A 17299-nucleotide genomic window follows, 5' to 3' on the forward strand; every position below is an offset into this window, starting at 1 on the left:
GACATCCGGCTCGGAGGCGCTGCCTTGTCCACTCTGCTCTACTCGCTCGGCCGCTGGTCGTTCCGCCACCCGTGGCGCGTGCTCGTCTCGTGGCTGCTCCTGCTGGTCATCGCGGGCGGTGCGTTCGCCCTCTTCGGCAAGGGCACGAGCAACAGCTTCACGATCCCGGGCACCGAGGCCCAGGCTGGCCTCGAACAGTTGAACCGCTCGTTCCCGGCGGCGAGCGGCACGAGCGCGCAGTTCATCGTCGTCGCGCCCGACGGCTCGAGCGTCGAGGACGAGGCGTTCACGACCGGCATCGAGCAGACGATCTCCGACATCGAGGGGCTCGACGGCGTGCTCGCCGTCACCGACCCGTACGACGAGATGGTCTCGGGGCTCATCTCCGACGACGAGACGGCCGCGCTCGTGCGCCTGCAGTTCGACGGACAGGCCACCGACGTGCCCGAGGCGACGAAGGTCGAGCTCCACGAGATGACCGACGAGCTCGGCGCGACGCTGCCGGAGGGCTCGCAGGTCGTGCTCGGCGGCGACCTCTTCGCCGTCTCCGTACCCGGCATCACGCTGACCGAGGGCGTCGGCCTGCTCATCGCGCTCTTCGTGCTCATCGTGACGTTCCGGTCGATCGCGATGGCCGGGCTCCCGCTCGCATCGGCGATCATCGGCGTCGCCCTCTCGCTCTCGCTCATCATGCTCTCGACGGCGTTCGCGACCATCTCGTCGACGACCCCGCTGCTCGCGCTCATGCTCGGACTCGCGGTCGGCATCGACTACGCGCTGTTCATCATGGCCCGACATCAGGACCAGGTGAGAGCCGGCGAGGATCCAGAGGAATCCGCGGCGCGCGCGACCGGCACGGCCGGCTCCGCCGTCGTGTTCGCGGGCATCACGGTGCTCATCGCGCTCATCGGCCTCGGCTTCGCGAACATCCCCTTCCTCACGGTCATGGGCATCGCCGCCGCCGTCTCGGTCGCGATCGCCGTGCTCGTCGCGATCACCCTCACCCCGGCGTTCCTCGGGTTCGTCAAGGGCCGCGTCGTCGGATGGAAGCGCCGCGAGCCGCGCGGCCGTCGCCGGGCGAAGCAGCAGCGCGCCGCGCAGCAGGGTGCGGATGCCGCAGCCGGCCGTCCGTCCGCAGGCGAGCCTCCCGCGGCATCCGGCGCCTCGCCCGAAGCCCCTGCGGTCGCCACCGCCCGCCCCGGATTCGCCTCGCGCTGGGTCGGACTCGTGACGCGGCATCCGATCGTCACGACCGTGGCCGTCGTGCTCGGCCTCGGCCTCATCGCGATCCCGGCCGGCAGCCTCGCGCTCGCGCTGCCGAACGCCGGCATGCTGCCGAAGGACGACCCTGCCCGCGTGTCGTACGACCTCGTCGCCGAGCACTTCGGGCCCGGGTTCAACGGACCGCTCGTGCTCACCGGCACGATCGTGACCTCGACCGACCCGCTCGGCCTCATGGAGGACCTCGGCGACGAGATCTCGACGCTGCCCGGCGTCGAGACGGTCGCCCTCGCGACCCCGAACGAGACCGCCGACACGGGCATCGTGCAGGTGATCCCGACCACCGCGCCCGACGACCCGGCCACGGCCGACCTCGTGCGCGAGCTGCGCGGACTGCACGACCACTTCCTCGACGAGTACGGCGTCGACCTCAAGGTCACCGGCTTCACCGCCGTCGCGATCGACATCTCCGACCGCCTCGGCGCGGCGCTCGTGCCGTTCGGCCTGTTCGTCGTCGGCCTCTCGCTGATCCTGCTCGCGATCGTGTTCCGCTCGATCTGGGTGCCCATCACCGCCGCCGCCGGCTACCTGCTCTCGGTCGTCGCCGCCTTCGGCGTCGTCGCCGCGGTGTTCGAGTGGGGCTGGGGCGCCGACCTGCTGCACGTCACGAAGGTCGGGCCGATCATCAGCTTCATGCCGATCGTCGCCATGGGCGTGCTGTTCGGACTCGCGATGGACTACCAGGTGTTCCTCGTCAGCCGCATGCGCGAGGACTACGTGCACGCGCGCCGGGCCCTCGACGGGCATTCGAGCCGCCAGCCGCGCGACATCGCGCTCGGCGCCGTGCGCTCCGGGTTCACCGCCTCGGCGCGCGTCGTCAGCGCCGCCGCCGTCATCATGTTCGCGGTCTTCGCCGCATTCGTGCCAGAGGGCGACTCGTCGCTCAAGCCCATCGCGCTCGGCCTCGCCGTCGGCATCGCGATCGACGCGTTCATCGTGCGCATGACGCTCGTGCCCGCCGTCATGGCGCTGCTCGGCGACAAGGCGTGGTGGCTGCCGAAGTGGCTCGACCGCCTGCTGCCGCACTTCGACATCGAGGGCGAGGCGGTCGAACGCGAGCGCGCGCTCGCCGACTGGCCCGAGCCCCAGACCACGGCGGCGCTCGTCGCCTCCGACCTCTCGCTCGTCGAGCGCGACGTCACGGTCTTCGACGGCGTGAGCCTGCGCGTGGAACCCGGCGGTGCGCTCATCGTCGCCGGGCCCGACGAGATCGCCACGCGTGCGATGCTGCTGACGCTCGCCGGCCGCATCGACTCCACGGGAGGTCGCCTCCGCGTCGCCGGACACCTGCTCCCCGGCCGCTCGGCATGGGTGCGGGCGCACGTCGGCGTCGCACTGCTCGCCGACGCCGACGACCCCGTCGTCGAGCTGCGCCGGGCCCTGCGCGGACGCACCGCCATCGTCGTCGTCGACGGCCTCGATCACGTGACCGACCAGTCGACCCGCGACCGGCTCTCCGCCGTGCTCTGGGACGCCTCGCTCGAGGCATCCGTCACGGTCGTGATCTCGGCCGCCGACGCCGACAGCGCCAGATCCGTGCTCGCCGCGGCCGGCCACCCAGACGCCGCCGCCATCGAACTCTCCGCGCCCGCAGCACCGGCGCCCGCATTCTCGAACACCGAGGTGAACGCATGACCCTCCCCATCGAACGCGCGCGTTCCAAGCGCCCCGTCACCTGGCTCACGATCATCGGCGTGCTCATGCTGCCCGTCGTGATCGGCGGCATCCTCGTCGCCGCGCTCTACAACCCCACCGAGCGCCTCGGCGAGCTCAACGCGGCCATCGTGAACAACGACGAGCCGGTCACCATCGACGACCAGCTCGTGCCGCTCGGCCGGCAGCTGACGGCCGGCCTCGTCGAAGGCGACGACGAGAGCGACTCGAACCTCACGTGGACCCTCTCGAACACCGAGGACGCGGAGGCCGGCCTCGCCGACGGCACCTACGCCGCCGTCATCACGATCCCCGAGAACTTCTCGGCGGCCGCGACGTCGACCGCTCCCGGCGGAACGCCCGAGCGCGCGACGATCAAGGTCGCCACGCCGCCCGACAGCCTCGTCGTCGACGACGCCATCACCGCACAGGTCGCGCAGACGGCGACGTCCGTGCTCGGCGAACAGCTCTCGACCACCTACCTCGAGAACGTGTTCGTCGGGTTCACCGACCTCGGAACCCAGCTCGGCACCGCGGCCGACGGTGCCGCGAAGCTCGCCGACGGTGCGCAGCAGGCGGCCGACGGCGCCGCAGCGCTGCCCGACGGCGCCACGCAGCTCGGCTCGGGCGCAGCGGAACTCGCCACCGGTGCCGGGGCGCTCGGCAGCGGGCTCGACACGATCGCCGAGGGCACGGCCGCGTCGGCATCGGGCGCAGGTGCGCTCGCCGGCGGGCTGCGGGAGGCGGCGGCCGGCGTGAACAACCAGGAGCTCGTCGGGGCTGCGCAGGCCTCGGCGTCGTTCGCGGCGGACGCGGCGCGCGACACGAAGGTGGTTGCCGGGTCGCTCGGCGCGCTGCAGGCCCAGTGCGCCGCGTCGGGCGCCACGGCGGAGTTCTGCGCGAGCGTCGCCACGGCCGCCGGCCAGGCCGTCACCGCCGCGACGAGCGCCGGCACGGCCAGCGGCTACGCGGCTCCCACCTCTGACGGCATCGCCGGGCTCACCTCCGGAACGAGCACCGCGCTCACCACGATGGCCGCGAAGACCGACGAGCTGTCCGGCGGGCTCAGCCAGCTCTCCGCCGGAACCACGCAGTCGGCCGACGGCGCGCGCGCCCTCGGCGACGGTGCGACGCAGCTCAGCACCGGCGCAGACCAGCTCGCCACCGGCGCCGGCACGCTCGCCACGGGCGTGCAGACGCTCGCCGACGGCACCGACGAGCTCGCGACCGGCCTGCGCACCGCATCCGAGTCCGTGCCCTCGTACACCGACTCCGAGGCGCAGAGCCTGGCCTCGGTCGTGGCCGACCCGGTCGAGGCCGACGGCGTGGGCGACTCGCTCTTCGGGGCATCCGCCGTTCCGCTGCTCGCGACGCTCGCGCTCTGGTTCGGCGGACTCGCGACCTTCGTGGCGCTGCAGGCCGTCTCGCGCCGTGCGCTGACCTCGCGTGCGCCGTCGGCGCTGCTCGCGCTGCGAGGGTTCGCGCCGGCCGCCGCACTCGGAGCGCTGCAGGGCGTGCTCGTCGCGGGCGTCGTGCAGCTCGCCGCCTCGTACGACGTCGGCGAGTGGCTCGTGTTCGCGTCGCTCTGCGTGGGCGCCGGCGTGGCGTTCGCCGCCGTCAACCAGGGCCTGATCGCCGCATTCGGCGGAGCGGGCCGATGGGTCTCGGCGCTCGTGGGCGTGCTCACGGTCGCGACCGGGGTCGTCTCGACCGTGCCCGGCGTGATCGCCGACGTCGCGGGCCTGCTGCCGACGGCTCCCGCCTACAACGGCATGGTCTCGGCCCTCACCTCGACCGACGGCGTCGGAGCGGCCTTCGTCGGCCTCGCGATCTGGGCGGTGCTCTCGTTCGGCGTGACGACCATCGTGGTCGCCAGGCGCCGCACGACCACCGTGCGTGCGCTCCTGCGCTCCGCGGCCGTGGCGGCCTGACCGACGTCTCGACCGACGGGTCGCGAGCACCGAGCGTGCACGCGGCCCGTCGCCGGGTTAACGGCGCGGCCGATCGTCGCTAGCGTGGAGGGATGAACCCCCTCACGCATCTCGACGACGACGGTCGCGCGCGCATGGTCGATGTCGGCGGCAAGCCCGTGACCCGGCGCGTCGCGATCGCCGAGGGACGCCTCGACACGACCGCCGAGGTGGTCGCGCTCGTGCAGGGCGACCAGCTGAAGAAGGCCGACGTGCTGCCCACCGCCCGCATCGCCGGCATCTCGGCGGCCAAGCGCACGAGCGAGCTGATCCCGCTCGCGCATATCGTGCCGCTCGATGCGGTCTCGATCGACTTCGGGTTCGAGCAGTCTGCCGTCACGATCAGGGCGACCGTGTCGACGACCGCCCGCACGGGTATCGAGATGGAGGCGCTCACGGCCGTCGCCGTCGCCGCGCTCACCCTGCACGACATGGTCAAGGCCGTCGACCCGGCCGCGCGGACCGGCGGCATCCGCCTGGTCGAGAAGCGCGGCGGCAAGCGCGGGGTCTGGCGAGCGGATGCCGCGGGCGAGCCGAGTGCGAGTGATCCCGCGCCGAGCGACGAACCTGCAGACGGCGAGGCGGCCGCGGTCGGGCCGGATCCTGTCGAGACGGATGCCGCGGGCGGCCGCCGTGCGATCGTGCTCGTCGCCTCGACCCGCGCCGCGTCGGGCGAGGCGCCCGACACGACGGGCCCGGCGATCGTGGACTGGCTCCGGGAGCGTGGATACGACACGCCCGCGCCCGTCGTGGTCGCCGACGCCGACATCGCCGACGCCGTCCGCGGGGCCGTCGCCGGCTCGCCCTCCGTGCTCATCACGACGGGCGGCACGGGCGTGAACCCCGGCGACCGCACGCCCGAGGCGACGCTCGCGGTGCTCGACCAGGAACTGCCCGGAGTGGCCGAGGCGATCCGCGCGGCGGGCCGCGCGTCGACCCCGACGGCCGCGCTGAGCCGCGCTCGCGCCGGCATCGCCGGACGCACGGTCGTGGTCAACCTTCCGGGCTCGCGCGGCGGCGTCGCCGACGGACTCGCGGTGCTCGACGACCTGCTGCCGCACCTCGTCGACCAGGTCGCGGGCGTCGACCATGCGCCGCGCGGGCGGGCCGGCGCTGCCCGGCCCGCGACACCGCGGCCGATCGTGCCGCCCACGGCCACCGTGCACGCCGAAGGAGCCCACGATGCCTGAGCCCACCACACCGGGTTCCGCGATCTCCGGGCCGCAGGCCTTCGCCCGGATCACCACCGACCCGCTCGATCGGGCCGAGATCGAGGCGTTCGTGGGCTCGCCCGAGAACGGCGCCCTCGTCACGTTCGAGGGCGTGATCCGCGACCACGACCACGGCGAATCCGTGACCGCGCTCGACTACGAGGCGCATCCGACGGCCGAGGAGTTCCTGCGCGAGACGCTCGAGCAGGTCGCGCGCGAGACCGGGCTGCGGGTCGCGGCGGCCCACCGCATCGGGGCGCTCACGATCGGAGACGTCGCGCTCGTGGCATCCGTCGCCGCACCGCATCGGGCGGAGGCGTTCGCCGCGTGCGCGCTGCTCGTCGACCGCATCAAGGAGCACACGCCGATCTGGAAGCGGCAGCACCTCGACGGCGGCACGACCGAGTGGGTCAACCTCTGAGCCGAGGCCCGGCGCCCGCCGACCCGAGCGTTCAGAGCGGGATCGATTCGGCGCGTAGCCGTCGACGGAGCTCGGGATCCGAGAACGCGACGGCAGTCGCCGAGGTGACCTCGACCCGCGTCGCGAGCATCTCCTGTCCGGCCAGGGATGGCGGGCGGTCGCGCTCAGCCGTCGGCGCGGATGCCGATGCGCTCGGCGACCTCGCTCGCCGTGCCGGGCGCCGTGCCGCGTCCGACGGCGAGGCCGATCATGAACGCGGTGACCGGGCCCGCCGGGCGGGCGATGCCGTGGGCGACGCGCCTGGTGAGGTCGAGGATGTCGCCCACCGGCACGTCGGACGGGTCGAGGCCGAGTGCGGCGGCGACCTCGGCGACCCAGGCGTCGACCTCGGCAGGGGTCGACTGGTTCGGTGGCTCGATGTCGGCGGTCATGGGTGCTCCTCGGGGTCGGTCTCGGTCTCGGCGGGTCGTGCGGTGCGCACGTCAGCGCGGAGGCGGGTCGGCACGCGGGCGCGTTCGAGATCTGGCCACGTGTCGACGTCGGCGGCGGTGCCGTGGTCGGCGACCTCGGCGAGGTCGAGCCGGCCCATGACCTGTCGCATGGCGGCGCCATCGGCAGGCCCGTCGAGCAGGGCCAGGGCGCGGTCGAGCGAAGCGCGGCTGCAGATCGCCGTGAGCCACTGGGTGCGTCCGTCGGCATCGACGAGGCAGACGCCGTCCGCGGCAGGGTGCCGCCAGCGGCCCGTGAGCAGGCGTTCGACCGCGGCGGGTGCCCGCGGGAGGTCGCAGGCGAGCACGAGCACGTCGGGTGCCGGGTCGGCGGAGTCTCGAGACGCGTCGCTCCTCGACCGGCGCGGAGGCGCGGCGGCGGGCTCGTCGAGCGCGGCGAGCCCGGCGGCGATCGCGGCGACGGGGCCGCCGAACGGCGGATCCTCGCGCACGACGAGGCATCCGGGCGCGTTCAGCGACGACGGTCCGACCACGACGATGCGCCGGGCGCCGGCGCGCCGGGCTGCGTCGATGGCGAGCTCGAGCAGCGTGCGTCCGCCGACCGCCTGCTCGGGCTTGCTCGCACCGCCGAGGCGCGTGGCCCGCCCGCCCGCGAGGAGCACCGCGTCGAGGGGGCGCGTCGCGGCATCCGTCGCCCGATCCGTGAGCGGTTCCGTCATGGGATCACCAGCACCTCGACGACGTCGCCCGGCTCGACGCGCACGACGTGCTCGGGAACGACGGCGAATCCGGATGCCGCGGCGAGCCCGCCCGAGAGGTGCGAGCCCGCGCCGCCGCGCGTCGCGGGCCGCACGGCGGGCGATGCGAGCGCGTCTGGCCTGTCGCCGTCGCACTCGGCCTCGACGAAGGACACGGGCATGACCTGGAGGCGGCCGGCCGGCGAATCCCAGCCCAGCGCGGCGGTCGCGCGGAGCCTGCGCCGCTGCACGTCGGGCCGGCCCTGCAACGCGAGCAGCGCCGGACGCACGAACACCTCGAACGACACGGCGACCGCGACCGGGTTGCCCGGCAGCCCGAACACGGGGGTGCCGTCGGCGAGCCGGCCGAACGCCTGCGGGGATCCGGGCTGCATGGCCACGCGGACGAAGTCGACCGTGCCGAGCTCGGACAGCACGCGTCGCACGACGTCGTATGCGCCGACGCTCACGCCGCCCGTGAACACGACGGCGTCGCGGGGCCCGAGGCCGTCGAGCCACGCGCGGAGCAGCCGCTCGTCGTCGGGCATGCGCACGACCTCGACGAGCTCGCAGCCCGCGTCGCGCACGAGTCCGGCGAGCAGCAGCGAGTTCGAGTCGGGGATGCGGCCCGGCAGGAGCGCCCCGCCCGGCTCGGTGAGCTCGCTGCCGGTCGCGACGGCCGTGACGCGGGGCCTGCGCACGACCTCGAGGGTTCCGTGGCCGGCCGTCGCCGCGGCCGCGACCTGACGGGGACCGAGCAGCGTGCCGGCGTCGAGCAGGCGGTCGCCGATGCGCAGGTCCTCGCCGGCGCGGCGGATGTGCCGGCCGAGGTCGGGAGCGCTGAAGACCCGCACGAGATGCGCGGCGTCGGCGTCGGCGACCGTGCCGCCGCCGTCGGTGCGCTCGACCGGCACCACGGTGTCCGCGCCCGCGGGCACGGGCGCCCCGGTCATGATGCGGGCGGCCTCGCCCCGGCCGAGCGGCGCCGCGTCGAGCGTGCTCGCCGAGCCGGCCGCGTGATCGGCGACCACGCGCAGCGTCACCGGGGCGTCGGGCGTCGCCGGCGAGACATCCGCCCACCGCACGGCGAAGCCGTCCATGGCCGAGTTGTCGAAGGGGGGCGAGGCCAACACGGCGTCGACGGATGCCGCGAGCACGCGCCCCGCGGCATCCGCGAGTCGCACGGTCTCGACGCGGTCGACGGCCGTGGCCCGCGCCCGCGCGTCGGCTCGAACCGCCGCGAGCACCCGCTCGAGGTGCGCCGCCACCGGGATCAGGGTGGCCGTCTCGTGGAACGCGGCCCGCGTGCTCGGCATGCGTCTACGGTAGCGCCGACCTCCGGTCGCCCGGCGACCGGTGACAGGCGGGCGCTGCGTCGGTATCGTCAGGCGGGGGGACCGAGCAGTTCGAAGCGCAGTCGAGCGGGAGGAAGTGCGGATGTCATTCGTCACACGAGGATTCGGCGGCAGGTCACGGGATCGCGACGACCGTCTGCCACCCGGCCAGACGCTCGTGCACGACTTCCCGGTGCTCTCGGCAGGGCCGACCCCCGAGGTCGACACCGCGGAGTGGGCCTTCAGCATCATCACCGAGGCCGGAACGCACAAGTGGACGTGGGACGAGTTCAACGCCCTGCCGGCCGAGGACATCGCGACCGACATCCACTGCGTCACGCACTGGTCCAAGCTCGGCACGAGCTGGCGGGGCGTCTCGCTCGACACGCTGTTCGAGAACGTCGAGTCGCAGTTCGACTTCGTCATGGCGCACAGCTACGGCGGCTACACGACGAACGTGCCGCTCGACGAGCTGCTCGACGGGCAGGCGTGGATCGCGACCGAGTTCGACGGCGAGCCGCTCGACCCCGAGCACGGCGGCCCCGCGCGCCTGCTCGTGCCGCACCTGTACTTCTGGAAGAGCGCGAAGTGGGTGCGCTCGCTCGTGATGATGCCGCGCGACGACCCGGGGTTCTGGGAGCAGAACGGGTACCACATCCACGGCGACCCCTGGCAGGAGGAGCGGTACTGGTGATCGGGCGCCCCTCCGTTCCGCGTTCGGGCTGGCACGCCGCCACCGTCGTCGCGAACACCCCCGAGACCGCCACGGCCGCCCGCCTCGAGCTCGACGTCGAGGGCTGGCCAGGCAACGCCGCAGGGCAGCACCTCGATGTGCGGCTGACCGCGCCCGACGGGTACACCGCGACCCGGTCGTACTCGATCGCCTCGTCGGGGCCCGCGACGGGTGATGCGACCCGCGTCGTGCTCGCAGTCGACCGCGTGCCGGACGGCGAGGTGTCGCCGTTCCTCGTCGACGTCGCCCGCGCGGGCGACCGCTTCGAGGTGCACGGCCCGCTCGGCGCGTTCTTCGTCTGGCAACCGGCGACGGACGCGGCCGGGTCGGATGCCGGACCGGATGTCGCCGGGTCGGATGCCGCGCGTCCCGTGCAGCTCATCGCGGGCGGCTCGGGCGTGGTGCCGCTCGTCGCCATGGCGCAGGCGCACGGCGACGCCGCGGACGCGACGCCGTTCCGCCTGCTCTACTCGGTGCGCACGCCCCGAGACGTCTTCTTCGCCGCCGAGCTCGAACGGCTCACCGCGGCATCCGCCCCCTTCGAGCTCGACCTCGTGTACACGCGCACCGCGCCCGACGGATGGCCCGTGCCGGCGGGTCGCATCACCCGCGACGTGCTGGCCTCGGCCGTCATCCCCGCGACCGAGGCGCCGCGCGTCTACGTGTGCGGCTCGACCGGGTTCGTGGAGCGGGTCGCGTCCTGGCTCATCGAGCTCGGGCACGACGCTCGCGCCATCCGCACCGAACGATTCGGAGGAACCTGATGGATCACCTCGATGGCAACGCCCTTGCGGGGCCGCTGGCCGACTACTTCTCGTTCGACGTCACCGAGGCGAGGGCGCGGTGCAACGGCTGCGGCACGGTCTCGGAGTTCGCGCGGGCGCTCGTGTTCACGAGCCCGGCCGGCACGGTCGTGCGGTGCGGCTCGTGCGACCACGTGCTCGCGACCCTCGTCGAGGCGGGCGATCGCGCATGGCTCGGGTTCAGCGGCGTGAGCGCGCTCGAGGTGCGTCGGGCCTGAGCGCGTGCCGGCGCGTCGCCGGCGCGTCGCCCGCGCGGCAGAGCGGTCAGCCGGCGACGAGCTCGCCCGCGGCCCAGACGCGCCGCACCAGCGGCACGCCCGGCCGATAGGCGAGGTGCACGTGGCTCGGGGCGTCGAGCTCGACGAGGTCGGCGCGTGCGCCGGGGCGGATCGCCCCGACATCCGCTCGCCGAAGCGCCACCGCGCCGCCCGCGGTCGACGCCCAGAGCGCCTCGGCGGGGGTCATGCCCATGTCGCGCACCGCGACCGCGATGCAGAACGGCAGCGAACTCGTGAAGCTCGAACCGGGGTTGCAGTCGCTCGCGAGCGCGACCGTCACGCCCGCGTCGATGAGGCGCCGAGCATCGGGGTACGGCTGTCTCGTCGAGAACTCGACGCCCGGCAGCAGCGTCGCGACGGTCCCGGATGCCGCGAGCGCCGCGACATCCGCATCGTCGAGGTGGGTGCAGTGGTCGACGGATGCCGCGCCCAGCTCGACCGCGAGACGGACTCCGCCGCCGGGGCCGAGCTGGTTGCCGTGCACGCGGATGCCGAGGCCGGCCGCGGCGCCCGCCTCGAGCACTCGGCGCGACTGCTCGGGCGTGAAGGCGCCGCGCTCGCAGAAGGCGTCGACCCAGCGCGCGTGCGGGGCGCAGGCGTCGAGCATGTCGCCGACGACGAGGTCGACGTAGGCGTCGGCGGCACGGGCGGACGCCTCGGGGCTGCCGGGCTCGCCGAACGCGGGGTCCTCGCGGAACTCGAACGGCACGACGTGCGCGCCGAGGAACGTCACCTCGTCGGTGACCTCCCGCGCGAGTCGCACGAGCCGCTGCTCGTCGGCGACGCTCAGGCCGTAGCCGGACTTGACCTCGAACGTCGTCGTGCCCTGCGCGTGCAGTTCGGCGACGAACCCGGCGAGGCGGTCGCGGAGCTCGTCATCGCTCGCGGCGCGGGTCGCTGCGACGGTCGAGCGGATGCCGCCCGCCTCGTACGCCTGCCCCGCCATGCGCGCCGTGAACTCGTCGGCCCGGTCGCCGCCGAACACGAGGTGCGTGTGGCTGTCGACGAAGCCGGGGATGACGGCGCGGCCGCCCGCGTCGACGATCTCCGGTGGGGCGTCTCGATACGCGTCGCCTGCGGCGCCGCTACTCGATGGGCCCACCCAGGTCACGAGCCCGCCGTCGAGGAGCACGGCGGCATCGCGCACGATGCCGAGCGGCCCGCCCTCGCGGCCCGGCGCCGGGTCGTTCGTGACGAGCTCGCCGATGTTCGTGACGAGGGTGCGACGCGGCATCCGCTCAGCCCTCCTGCATGGGCACGCGCAGCCCGCGCTCGGCGGCGACCTCACGTGCGCGCTCGTAGCCCGCGTCGACGTGCCGCATGACGCCGGTGCCCGGGTCGTTCACGAGCACGCGCGCGATCTTCTCAGCGGCGAGGTCGGTGCCATCGGCGACGATCACCTGGCCGGCGTGGATCGAGCGCCCGATGCCGACGCCGCCGCCGTGGTGCAGCGACACCCAGGTCGCGCCGGAGGCCGTGTTGAGCAACGCGTTGAGCAGCGGCCAGTCGGCGATCGCGTCGGAGCCGTCGGCCATCGCCTCGGTCTCGCGGTAGGGGCTCGCGACGCTGCCGGAGTCGAGGTGGTCGCGGCCGATGACGACGGGCGCGGAGAGCTCGCCCGACGCGACCATCTCGTTGAACTTCAGGCCCGCGAGGTGGCGTTCCTGGTAGCCGAGCCAGCAGATGCGGGCGGGCAGGCCCTCGAAGTGCACCTTCTCGCCGGCCTGCGTGATCCAGCGGCGCAGGTGCTCGTCCTCGGGGAACAGTTCGAGGATCGCGCGATCGGTCGCGGCGATGTCGGCCGGATCGCCCGAGAGGGCCGCCCAGCGGAACGGGCCCTTGCCCTCGGCGAAGAGCGGGCGGATGTAGGCGGGCACGAAGCCCGGGAACGCGAACGCGCGGTCGTAGCCGCCGAGCTCGGCTTCGCGGCGGATCGAGTTGCCGTAGTCGAAGACCTCGGCGCCGGCATCCTGGAACTCGACCATGGCCTGCACCTGCGTGGCCATGCTCGCCCGGGCGCGATCGGTGAAGGCCTCGGGGTCGGATGCCGCGAGCGCATGCCATTCGGCCACGCTCACGCCCTCGGGCAGGTAGCTCAGCGGGTCGTGCGCGCTCGTCTGGTCGGTGACGATGTCGATCGGCACCCCGCGGCGCAGCAGTTCGGGGAACACGGATGCCGCGTTGCCCACGAGGCCGACGCTGAGGGGCGTGCGCGAGGCCTTCGCGGCGAGCACGCGCTCGATCGCGTCGTCGAGGTCGGCGGTCATCTCATCGAGGTAGCCGTGGTCGACCCGGCGCTGGAGGTGCGTGGCGTCGACGTCGACGATGAGCACCGCGCCCTCGTTCATGGTCACGGCGAGGGGCTGCGCGCCGCCCATGCCGCCGCAGCCGCCGGTCAGGGTCAGCGTGCCGGCGAGGGTGCCGCCGAACCGTGCGCGGGCGATCGCGCCGAACGTCTCGTAGGTGCCCTGCAGGATGCCCTGCGTGCCGATGTAGATCCACGAGCCGGCCGTCATCTGGCCGTACATCGTGAGGCCCTGCTGCTCGAGCCTGCGGAACTCGGGCCACGTCGCCCAGTCGCCGACGAGGTTCGAGTTCGCGATGAGCACCCGCGGCGCCCACTCGTGCGTGCGGAACACGCCGACCGGCTTGCCCGACTGCACGAGCAGCGTCTCGTCGGACTCGAGGCCCTCGAGCGTGCGCACGATCGCGTCGAACGACGCCCAGTTGCGCGCGGCCTTTCCCGTGCCGCCGTAGACGACGAGGTCGTCCGGCCGTTCGGCGACCTCGGGGTCGAGGTTGTTCATGAGCATGCGCAGCGGCGCCTCGGTCTGCCAGCTCTTCGCCGAGAGCGTCGTGCCGCGTGCGGCGCGGACGGGGCGCGGGCCGTGTGCGGCGTCGGTGTCGGCGGCGGTGGAGTGCTCGATGGTCGTCGGTGCGTCGGTCATGGTCTGATCCCACACCACGGGTGCGGCGCCGACAACGGATGCCGCGGGCGAGGCGTCCGGGATCCCAGACGAGGTCGTCGACAACTCGAGATGCCGGCGGTCGGGCGTCGGCGGTGCTGACCTCCTGGGGCGGGCGTCAGCCGATGAGGATGCCGCGCGCCGCCATGAACGGCCGGGCGTCGACCGCGACGCCGTCGAGACGAACCTCGAAGTGCAGGTGGCATCCCGTCGAGGCGCCGGTGCTGCCGACCAGGCCGATGAGCTGCCCGGGGGCCACCGTCTCGCCGGGGCTCACGAGGATGCCGCCGTCGACGAGGTGCGCGTAGCCCGTCGAGACGCCGGTGCCGTGGTCGATCAGGATCCAGTTGCCGTAGCTGCCGTTCGCGCGCGCCTCGACCACGACGCCGCCCGTCGCGGCGAAGACCGGGGTCTTGCAGGATGCCGCGACATCCGTGCCTCGATGGAACTCGTTGACGCCGGCGACCGGCTTGACGGGCCGGGGTCCGTAGCCGTCGGTGAGTCGGCCGGCGACCGGCTGCGACCAGCCCTGGTCGCTGAGCTGTCCCGAATCGGCGGGCAGCGTGTCGATCAGCGCGATGCTCTCGGCTGCGGCCTTCGCCTGCAGCCCGCTGAGCGAGTCGCGGGCGTTGGCGAGCACGATCTCGGCGTCGTCCACCTCGGCTTCGCGGTCGTCGACTCCGACGGCATCGGCCGCAGCCCAGGCCTCTTCGGCCTTCGCCTCGGCGGCGTCGGCATCGGCGTCGCGGGTGGCGGCGATCTTCTCGAGCGCCGCGGCGTCGCCGGCGACCTTCGAGACCCTGGCCATGCCGGCGAGGCCGGCGAGGAGGTCCTTGCCGGAGCCGAACACGGCGTCGAGCGATGAGACCGTGCTGCCGTCGCTGTTGGCGGCGGCGAAGTAGGCGCGCCCCGCGGCATCCGCGAGGGAGCGGAGCTCGGCCGCATCGGTGTCGGCCCGGCGGGCGAGGGAGCGGGCGACCTCGCGGGTCGACTTGGCGTCGGCGAGGGAGGACTCGGCCTTGCGGAGCGTCTTGGTCGCGAGGTCGATCGACGTGCGCGCCGCGAGGAGCGACGTGACATCGCGGTTCGCACCCGACGAGACCCGCAGGACCGGACCCTCACCGCTGAAGACGACGTCGGCGGCGATCGCAGCGGCGGTGGGCGTCGGCGCGGTCACGGGGGGAGCCGGCGTGGGGGTCGGCGTGGGCTCGGGCGTCGGCGTCGGCGTGGGGGTCGGCGTGGGCTCGGGGGTCGGCGTCGGCGTGGGCTCGGGCGTCGGCGTCGGCGTCGGTGTCGGCGTCGGTTCGGGCGTCGGCGTCGGCTCGGTGGTCGGCGTCGGAGCCGGCTCGGAGGGCTCCGGCGTCGGCGTCGACTCGGGCGAGTCGGTCGGCTCGGTCGCCGCGGAGGTCGGTGGCGGCGTCTCCTCGGCATACGAGGGGCTCGAGCCGACGATGCCGACGAGCACCGTGAGGGCGATGGCCGAAACCGCCGCCACTGCACGACGGCCGCCTCGCGCGACTGGCGTGCGGGGCGAATCCGGGTGAGAACGATGCGGCGTCATTGGGTCCATTCGAGCTGTCGGCGGGACGCCGACTTCGTTCAGTCTGGCACCGCGGTTGGACCCGCACAACCGTTGAAACGCCGCCTGTGACCTGTTAAGGGGGTGCCCGGATGCCCCTCTGCTCGAACGGGCATCGCCCCCTGCGCGGACGGCTCGTCAGCGCTCAGGCGAGCGGCGCGTCGAGGGCTGCGGCAGCCCGGTCGCGCACGACGCCGGCGGCCACGAGCGCGGTGATCGCCTCGATCTCGGGCGAGAGGAACCGGTCGGGCCCCGGCACGGCGCCCACCTCGGCGACGAGCGAGACGACGGCTCCGGTCGCGGCGCCGGGCTCGAGCGGCGCGCGCAGGGCGAGTCCGCGCGAGGCCGTCATGACCTCGATCGCGAGCACGCGGGTGAGGCCGTCGATCGAGCGGCGCAGCTTGCGGGCCGCGGCCCAGCCCATAGAGACGTGGTCCTCCTGCATGGCCGACGACGGGATCGAGTCGACGGACGCGGGCACCGCGAGGCGCTTCAGCTCCGAGACGATCCCGGCGGCGGTGTACTGCGCGATCATGAGGCCGGAGTCGACGCCGACCTCGTGCGCGAGGAACGGGGGCAGGCCCTGGTTGCGCGCCCGGTCGAGGAACCGGTCGGTGCGCCGCTCGCTCATCGACGCGACATCCGCCACCGCGATCGCGAGGAAGTCGAGCACGTACGCCACCGGGGCGCCGTGGAAGTTGCCGTTCGACTCGACGCGGCCGTCCGGCGTGAGCACCGGGTTGTCGATCGCGCTCGCGAGCTCGGCGTCGGCGACGGATGCCGCGTGGTCGAGCGTGTCGCGGGCGGCGCCGTGCACCTGCGGGGCGCAGCGCAGCGAGTAGGCGTCCTGCACACGCGTGCACTCGGGGCCCTTGTGGCTCGCGACGATGGGGGAGCCGGCGAGCAGCCGTCGCAGGTTCGACGCCGAGACGGCCTGTCCGCGCTGCGGGCGCAGGCGGTGCAGGTCCTCGGCGAACACGGCGTCGGTGCCCATGAGGCCCTCGACGCTCATCGCCGCAGCGACGTCGGCGGTGGCGAGCAGCATCCGCAGGTCGTCGATCGCGAGGGCGAGCATGCCGAGCATGCCGTCGGTGCCGTTGATCAGGGCGAGGCCCTCCTTCTCGCCGAGGCGGAGCGGCGCGATGCCGGCCGCGGCGAGGGCTTCGCTCGCCGACATGAGGACGGTTGCGGGCGGGGCCTGCGTCTCGGAGTCTTCCGCGGGACGCGGCTCGGCGCTGCGCGCTTCACGCGCTACGGCTGCCGCCGTTCGAGGGCGAGGCCCGCTGACGCGTGCCTCGCCCTCGCCCATGGCGACGAGCGCGCAGTGCGAGAGGGGCGCGAGGTCGCCCGAGCAGCCGAGCGAACCGTACTCGCGCACGACCGGGGTGATGCCGGCGTTCAGGATCGCCGCGTACGTCTCGGCGGTGACGCGGCGCACGCCCGTGCGGCCGGTCATGAGCGTCGACAGGCGCAGGAGCATGAGGGCGCGCACGACCTCGCGCTCGACCTCGGCGCCGGAGCCCGCGGCGTGCGAGCGCACGAGGCTCGCCTGCAGCTGCGCGCGGCGGTCGTCGGCGATGAACGTGGTCGCGAGCGCGCCGAAGCCCGTCGAGATGCCGTAGTGCGGCTCGGGATCGGCCGCGAGCCCCTCGATGATCGCGCGGCTGCGCTCCACCTCGTCGAGTGCGGCCGGGTCGAGCACGACGGATGCCCCGCGCCTGGCGACCGCGACGACCTCGTCGATGCTCAGGGGGCCGACGCCGACGGTGACGGATGCCGCGGACGAGGTGGTCGGGTCGGCGGGCGCGATGGTGCTCATGGGTCCATTCCAGCGTGCACCCGCGCGTGCGCGAATGGCCGGGAGTACGCTGGCGTCCGGGATTC

The 17299-nt window shown here is 74.0% G+C and carries 14 protein-coding genes; 7 read left to right on the top strand and 7 right to left on the bottom strand.

The annotated features are described in order from the left end of the window. The first annotated feature begins 24 nt into the window (after nucleotides 1-24). The 4 genes from ABIC29_RS09320 to ABIC29_RS09335 all read left to right on the top strand — a co-directional run bounded on the left by ABIC29_RS09320 (nucleotide 25) and on the right by ABIC29_RS09335 (nucleotide 6536). Nucleotides 25-2916 (top strand): MMPL family transporter, encoded by a 2892-nt coding sequence (locus tag ABIC29_RS09320; protein WP_354244678.1) that lies wholly within the window; start codon nucleotides 25-27, stop codon nucleotides 2914-2916. Next, nucleotides 2913-4865, top strand: coding sequence for a YhgE/Pip family protein (locus ABIC29_RS09325; protein ID WP_354244681.1), 1953 nt, complete (start codon nucleotides 2913-2915; stop codon nucleotides 4863-4865). The genes ABIC29_RS09320 and ABIC29_RS09325 overlap by 4 nt, the downstream gene beginning before the upstream one ends. 92 nt (nucleotides 4866-4957) lie before the next feature. Beyond that, nucleotides 4958-6094 carry a bifunctional molybdenum cofactor biosynthesis protein MoaC/MoaB gene (gene moaCB, locus ABIC29_RS09330; RefSeq protein WP_354244684.1) on the top strand — a complete coding sequence of 379 codons (1137 nt, stop codon included), beginning with the start codon at nucleotides 4958-4960 and terminating at the stop codon, nucleotides 6092-6094. Beyond that, nucleotides 6087-6536, top strand: a complete 450-nt coding sequence (locus ABIC29_RS09335; RefSeq protein WP_354244687.1) for a molybdenum cofactor biosynthesis protein MoaE — start codon at nucleotides 6087-6089, stop codon at nucleotides 6534-6536. The genes moaCB and ABIC29_RS09335 overlap by 8 nt, the downstream gene beginning before the upstream one ends. A 164-nt stretch (nucleotides 6537-6700) precedes the next feature. Here ABIC29_RS09335 and ABIC29_RS09340 read toward each other — a convergent pair whose 3' ends face one another. From ABIC29_RS09340 to ABIC29_RS09350, 3 genes are read right to left on the bottom strand one after another with little or no spacing between them, the layout of a single operon-like run. Further along, nucleotides 6701-6967 (bottom strand): DUF6457 domain-containing protein, encoded by a 267-nt coding sequence (locus ABIC29_RS09340; RefSeq protein WP_116084621.1) that lies wholly within the window; start codon nucleotides 6965-6967, stop codon nucleotides 6701-6703. Next, the gene (mobA, locus tag ABIC29_RS09345; RefSeq protein WP_354244690.1) at nucleotides 6964-7704 is read right to left on the bottom strand and encodes a molybdenum cofactor guanylyltransferase; all 741 of its coding nucleotides are present in this window, start codon (nucleotides 7702-7704) and stop codon (nucleotides 6964-6966) included. The genes ABIC29_RS09340 and mobA overlap by 4 nt, the downstream gene beginning before the upstream one ends. Then, entirely contained in the window at nucleotides 7701-9038 is a 1338-nt protein-coding gene (locus ABIC29_RS09350; protein ID WP_354244692.1) for a molybdopterin molybdotransferase MoeA, read from the bottom strand. The genes mobA and ABIC29_RS09350 overlap by 4 nt, the downstream gene beginning before the upstream one ends. A gap of 121 nt (nucleotides 9039-9159) precedes the next feature. Between ABIC29_RS09350 and ABIC29_RS09355 the strand changes: the two genes are divergently transcribed. The 3 genes from ABIC29_RS09355 to ABIC29_RS09365 are packed head-to-tail and all read left to right on the top strand — an operon-like array spanning nucleotide 9160 to nucleotide 10810. Further along, the gene (locus ABIC29_RS09355; RefSeq protein WP_354244695.1) at nucleotides 9160-9750 is read left to right on the top strand and encodes a molybdopterin-dependent oxidoreductase; all 591 of its coding nucleotides are present in this window, start codon (nucleotides 9160-9162) and stop codon (nucleotides 9748-9750) included. Then, the gene (locus tag ABIC29_RS09360) at nucleotides 9747-10553 is read left to right on the top strand and encodes an FAD-binding oxidoreductase (RefSeq protein ID WP_354244698.1); all 807 of its coding nucleotides are present in this window, start codon (nucleotides 9747-9749) and stop codon (nucleotides 10551-10553) included. Before ABIC29_RS09355 ends, ABIC29_RS09360 begins: the two co-directional genes overlap by 4 nt. Next, nucleotides 10553-10810 carry a DUF6510 family protein gene (locus tag ABIC29_RS09365; protein ID WP_354244701.1) on the top strand — a complete coding sequence of 86 codons (258 nt, stop codon included), beginning with the start codon at nucleotides 10553-10555 and terminating at the stop codon, nucleotides 10808-10810. Before ABIC29_RS09360 ends, ABIC29_RS09365 begins: the two co-directional genes overlap by 1 nt. A gap of 46 nt (nucleotides 10811-10856) precedes the next feature. Here the strand turns inward: ABIC29_RS09365 and hutI are convergent, their stop codons facing one another. The 4 genes from hutI to hutH all read right to left on the bottom strand — a co-directional run bounded on the left by hutI (nucleotide 10857) and on the right by hutH (nucleotide 17234). Next, nucleotides 10857-12104 carry an imidazolonepropionase gene (gene hutI, locus ABIC29_RS09370; protein WP_354244704.1) on the bottom strand — a complete coding sequence of 416 codons (1248 nt, stop codon included), beginning with the start codon at nucleotides 12102-12104 and terminating at the stop codon, nucleotides 10857-10859. 4 nt (nucleotides 12105-12108) lie between these two features. Next, a complete protein-coding gene (gene hutU / locus ABIC29_RS09375) occupies nucleotides 12109-13818 on the bottom strand; it encodes a urocanate hydratase (RefSeq protein WP_354244707.1) in 1710 nt (569 codons plus the stop codon). 136 nt (nucleotides 13819-13954) lie between these two features. After that, on the bottom strand, nucleotides 13955-15331 hold the full coding sequence (locus ABIC29_RS09380; RefSeq protein WP_354244710.1) for a M23 family metallopeptidase: 1377 nt from the start codon (nucleotides 15329-15331) through the stop codon (nucleotides 13955-13957). Between the two features lie 229 nt (nucleotides 15332-15560). Continuing rightward, nucleotides 15561-17234 carry a histidine ammonia-lyase gene (gene hutH / locus ABIC29_RS09385; RefSeq protein WP_354244713.1) on the bottom strand — a complete coding sequence of 558 codons (1674 nt, stop codon included), beginning with the start codon at nucleotides 17232-17234 and terminating at the stop codon, nucleotides 15561-15563. Between the last annotated feature and the right edge of the window lie 65 nt (nucleotides 17235-17299).

This window comes from Agromyces sp. PvR057 (genome assembly GCF_040547485.1).
Lineage (GTDB): Bacteria > Actinomycetota > Actinomycetes > Actinomycetales > Microbacteriaceae > Agromyces.